The sequence below is a fragment of the Micromonospora sp. NPDC049799 genome (genome assembly GCF_040656655.1).
Lineage (GTDB): Bacteria > Actinomycetota > Actinomycetes > Mycobacteriales > Micromonosporaceae > Micromonospora.
Window position 1 is genome coordinate 1 of sequence record NZ_JBFAMU010000415.1, and the last position, 4338, is coordinate 4338.

A 4338-nucleotide genomic window follows, 5' to 3' on the forward strand; every position below is an offset into this window, starting at 1 on the left:
GTCGACTCGGCGAGCCACGCCGCCGCGTCCGGCGGTGGGGAGCAGAGCACCACGGGGACCCCCGGCCAGTCGGCGGCCTGGCGCGCGGTGGCGGCGAACACCGACAGTGCCAGCCGGTCCCGCACGGTGACGTCGGCGAGATCCACCACCAGGGCGTCGGGCTGTGTGGACAGGCACCGGTCCAGCACGGTGTGGACGCTCCGCATGGTGCCCAGGTCGAGGCCGCCGTGGAGCCGTACGACGGTCACCGGTGACCAGTCGCGCACCTCGCAGGTGATCCGGCTCGGCATCGCAAGCCCCCGTTTCGGTTCGTCGGGAACCTGGCACCTACCCGGGGGCGAGGAGGGTCAAACCGGACGTCGGCGCGGGAGCGACGCACGTCACGGGGGGTGCCGCCCTCGTCACCGGCGTCCGCGTCGGGCGGTCAGGACGTCGAGGGAGATCATCCCCGCCCCGAGGGCGAGGTGCAGCCAGTCGTCGGCGGCGTTGACCGGGACGACGTTGGCCGCGCTGTCGTGGTCGACCGCGAGGCCGTATAGCCAGAGCACGAGGTAGACCGCGCCGCCGCCGACGAGGAAGGTCCGGGCGCCGGAGACGGTCCGGGCCAGCACCAGCCCAGCCACCCCGAAGGCCAGGTGGACGAGGTTGTGCAGCACCGACACCTGGAAGGCGCCGAACAGCAGCGCGCCGGACTGGTGGCCGGCGAGGCGGAGATCGTCGAACCTGCTGGTGACGCCCGGCACGAAGCCCAGCACGCCGAGCAGGAGGAAGAGCACCGCGACGGTCGCCGCCGCCCGCCGTACCGGAGCCTTGCCGTCGGCGGGGTTGTGCCGGGCGCGCGCGTGCGCCATCGGACCGGTCACCGCCGCCTCCCTTCCACCCGAGGGGCCGGGCCGGTCGGGTTCCCGTCCCACCAGACGGCAAACCGCCCGCCGCTCCCAGGCGCGCGTCGATCATGGGGTCATGGCACGTGGCAAATCCGGACATTCGTTAGAAGTCCGGGTGCCGCAACTCGAGGATCGACGCGAGCTCGCGCGGACGACGGGGGCCGGCCCGCCGTGACGGCGGACCGGCCCCGGGGCGCGGTATCGGAACGGACCCGGTTCAGACCGGTTGCAGGCGCGGCGCCGCCGCGAGCGTCCGGACCCGCTCGTAGAGCGCCACGTACTTCTCCGCCATCACCGCCGGGGTGAACCGCACGGCGGCCTCCCGGCGGCACTCGTCCGGATCCAGCAGGCTGGCGGCCAGCAGCAGGTCGCCCAGCTCGTCCTCGTCGGTGGTGAGCAGGCCGGTGCGGCCGTGCTCGATCAGCTCGGGCAGGCAGCCCCGGGCGGTGGCCACCACCGGCGTACCGAGCGCCAGCGACTCCACCACGGCGGTGCCGCCGGGCTCCTCCCACCGCAGCGGGAACAGCGACGCCCGGGCACCGGCCAGCAGGTCGTCGCGCTCCTGCCCGGCGACCGTCCCGACCCACCGGACCAGGTCGCCGTCGATGTGCGGCGCGACCTCGTCGTAGAAGAACCGCACGTCCGGGTTCTGCCGGGCCTCGTCGCCGGCCGCGGCCAGGTCCTCCGGCCGGTGGTAGGGCCCCACCGGGCCGGCCAGCACCAGCGGGACCCCGACGCGCTGGGCGAGGCGCGCGCCGACGTCCTGTCCCTTGCCCGGGTTGATCCGCCCAAGAATGATCAGGTAGTCGCCCTTGTCCGCCCGGGGCCGCCGGTCCGCGCCGACGGCGAGGGGGGTGGACAGGTGCACGTGCCCCACCGAGTGGTCCCGCAGCGCCTGCGGCGCCCGGGCCAGCTGCGAGGCGGACACCCCGTTGACCCGGACGCGGTCACCGCCGTCGAGGTTGCCGTACAGCTCCGGGTGCTTCGCCAGGTCCCAGTGCAGCGTGTGCAGCGCCGGGGGCGCGTCCGGGCCCATCGCGGCGAGCGTGGCCAGGCCGACCGCCTCCACGTGGTCGTGCACGAGGTCGATGTCGTCGCGGGAGTGCAGGGCCCGCACCACCCCGTTGAGGTGCGCCTGGGAGATGCCGCAGACCTGGTTGTACGGCCGTTGCAGGGCGTGGAACTGGCCGTCGGGGAAGACCGAGAACTTCTCGTCGACCGGGAGGGTGCTGCTGTCCACGGAAGCCAGCACCACCTTCACGCCAAGCCGGCGCAGCTCCGGCACCAGGGTGGCGATGACGTTCTCGATGCCGCCGTAGCCGGGGGGCGGCACGGACAGCCACGGACCGGCGTTCATCAGGACGGTGAGGCTCATCGTGCGCGATTCCTTCCCTCGGCGGGCCGTCGGGCCGCCCGCGCTCCACCATCGACCGGTCGGTGTGACCCGGCCCTCACGCCGCGGCCACCCGGCGTCGCGGCACCCGGTGCCGCAGTTCCGCCAGCGGCGGACGTTCCTCGATCGACACGTCGCTGACGACGATCTCCCGGTCGAGGTTCGGCAGTGCGTCGGAGCCACCCCGCCGGAACTGCGTCAGCAGTTCGGCGGGCATGGCGCCGGGTGCCGCCCAGCCCCGCCGCTGCAACCGCGACCAGGCGGTGAGCATGATCTGGGCCGACATCCGGCCCAGCGCGGCGGTGTCCTGGTGGCGGTGCTTGCGCTCACCCAGGTCCACCTGGGCCAGCGCGTCCAGCCCGACCATCTCCAGCAGGTCGATGAGCATCGCCGTCTCGACGCCGTAGCCGGAGACGAACGGCACCTGCGCGAGCACCTCCCGCCGGCCGGCGTACTCGCCGGCGAGTGGTTGCACGAAACCGGCCAGCTCCGGCCAGAACAGGTTGAGCAGCGGGCGGGCCATGAGCTCGGTCACGCGCCCGCCGCCGTCGGCCTCCACACCGGTCGCACCCACCAGGGGGCGGTGGTAGAAGCCCTTGACAAAGTCCACCGACGGGTCGGTGAGGAGCGGGCCGACCAGCCCCGTGACGAAGTGCGGACGGAACTCCCGCAGGTCGGCGTCGACGAACGCGACCACGTCCCCCTCGGCCGCCGCGAGGCCCGCCCAGAGGGCGTCTCCCTTGCCGTGGAGCCGGGGCAGGCCCCGGGTCATCGCGTCCTGGCTCACCACCTCGGCGCCCGCGGCGCGGGCCACCTCGGCCGTGCGGTCGTCGGACCGCGAGTCCACCACGATCAACTCGTCGACCAGCGGCACCCGGTCCATCAGGTGTTCCCGGATCGTCGACACGATCGCGCCGACCGTGGCTTCCTCGTTGCGCGCTGGCAGCACCACGCTGACCCGGCTGTCACCCTTGGCGCGCATCAGTCGCCGCGCCGGCCAGTCGGCCGCCGACGTCGTCCGGTAGGTGGCCCACGCCTCCACCACCGGCGAGACCGTCGTTTCCGTATTCCGCACAGGCACCCCCTGATCGTGGGCGGAAAAACCAGAGTTGGTTTTCCCACTACCCTGCTCGCGCTAACCGGTTGAGGGCTAACAGCTTGATCACGGGTGGGACTCCGGTGCGTTCCCAGGTGGTGAACGTTTGATTGCGCCCACACCGGGGGAGTGGTTTCGCGCAGAACATGAAACCGTGGCGAGAGGGCTATACATGCGCACGTGCCGGGTGGGACTGGTAGGGGCCGGCGGGGTGGCGCAACGCCATGCCCGGGTGCTGGGCGGTTTCGAGGACGTCGAACTGATCGGTGTGACCGACGTGCTGCCGCAGGCGGCGGCGGAGCTGGCCGGAGCCCACGGCGCCCGGACCTTCTCCGACGTCGAGGAGTTGCTGGCGGCGGGGCCGGACGCGGTGTACGTCTGCGTGCCCCCGTTCGCGCACGGCCCGGCCGAGGAGGCGGTGATCACCGCCGGGGTGCCGATGTTCGTGGAGAAGCCCGTCGCGGTGGACCTCGCCACCGCCGAACGGATCGGCGACCTGGTGGCCCGGCGGGGCCTGCTGACCGGGGTCGGACACCACTGGCGGTACCTGCCGGTCGTCGACCGCGCCCGGGAGCTGCTCGCCGACCGTCCCATCCGGATGGTCAGCGGCGCGTGGCTGGACAAGGTGCCGCCGGTGGCCTGGTGGTCGCAGCGGGACCGCTCGGGCGGCCCGGTCGTCGAGCAGGCCGCCCACGTGCTGGACCTGATCCGGCTGCTGGCCGGCGAGGTGGCCGAGGTCACCGCGTACGGCGACGGGACGCCGCCGCCGGTCGACGGCGCCGACATCGACTCGGTGACCACCGCGGCACTGCGGTTCGCCGGCGGGGCGGTGGGCACGCTCAGCGCGGCGTGCGTGCTGGGCTGGAAGCACCGGGCCGGGCTGGAGATCCTCGCCGACGGGCTGGCCCTGTCGCTGGCCGAGGAGGGCCTCGTGGTGCGCGACGCCGCCGGCGAGCGCCGGT

Annotated in this window: 5 protein-coding genes; 1 reads left to right on the forward strand and 4 read right to left on the reverse strand. The window is 73.6% G+C overall.

The annotated features are described in order from the left end of the window. From AB0I76_RS23450 to AB0I76_RS23465, 4 genes are all read right to left on the reverse strand, one after another. Positions 1–290 (reverse strand): STAS domain-containing protein (locus AB0I76_RS23450; protein WP_357039222.1); only part of this gene is annotated, 290 nt, incomplete at its 3' end. A 111-nt stretch (positions 291–401) separates the two neighbouring features. Continuing rightward, complete coding sequence (locus AB0I76_RS23455) at positions 402–863, reverse strand: DUF4383 domain-containing protein (protein ID WP_357039225.1); 462 nt, start codon at positions 861–863, stop codon at positions 402–404. 241 nt (positions 864–1104) lie between these two features. After that, a complete protein-coding gene (locus AB0I76_RS23460) occupies positions 1105–2262 on the reverse strand; it encodes a glycosyltransferase (protein WP_357039228.1) in 1158 nt (385 codons plus the stop codon). Positions 2263–2338: 76 nt separating this feature from the next. Continuing rightward, positions 2339–3322 carry a glucosyl-3-phosphoglycerate synthase gene (locus tag AB0I76_RS23465; RefSeq protein ID WP_357039234.1) on the reverse strand — a complete coding sequence of 328 codons (984 nt, stop codon included), beginning with the start codon at positions 3320–3322 and terminating at the stop codon, positions 2339–2341. A 226-nt stretch (positions 3323–3548) separates the two neighbouring features. On the opposite strand from AB0I76_RS23465, the gene AB0I76_RS23470 reads away from it, so the two are divergent. Continuing rightward, positions 3549–4338, forward strand: a 790-nt coding sequence (locus tag AB0I76_RS23470) for a Gfo/Idh/MocA family oxidoreductase (RefSeq protein ID WP_357039231.1), incomplete at its 3' end; no start/stop codon positions are given.

What these genes read in the sequence shown, in the direction of transcription:
- AB0I76_RS23460 (WP_357039228.1), bottom strand. Translation starts at nt 2,262, where the DNA reads ATGAGCCTCACCGTCCTGATGAACGCCGGTCCGTGGCTGTCCGTGCCG.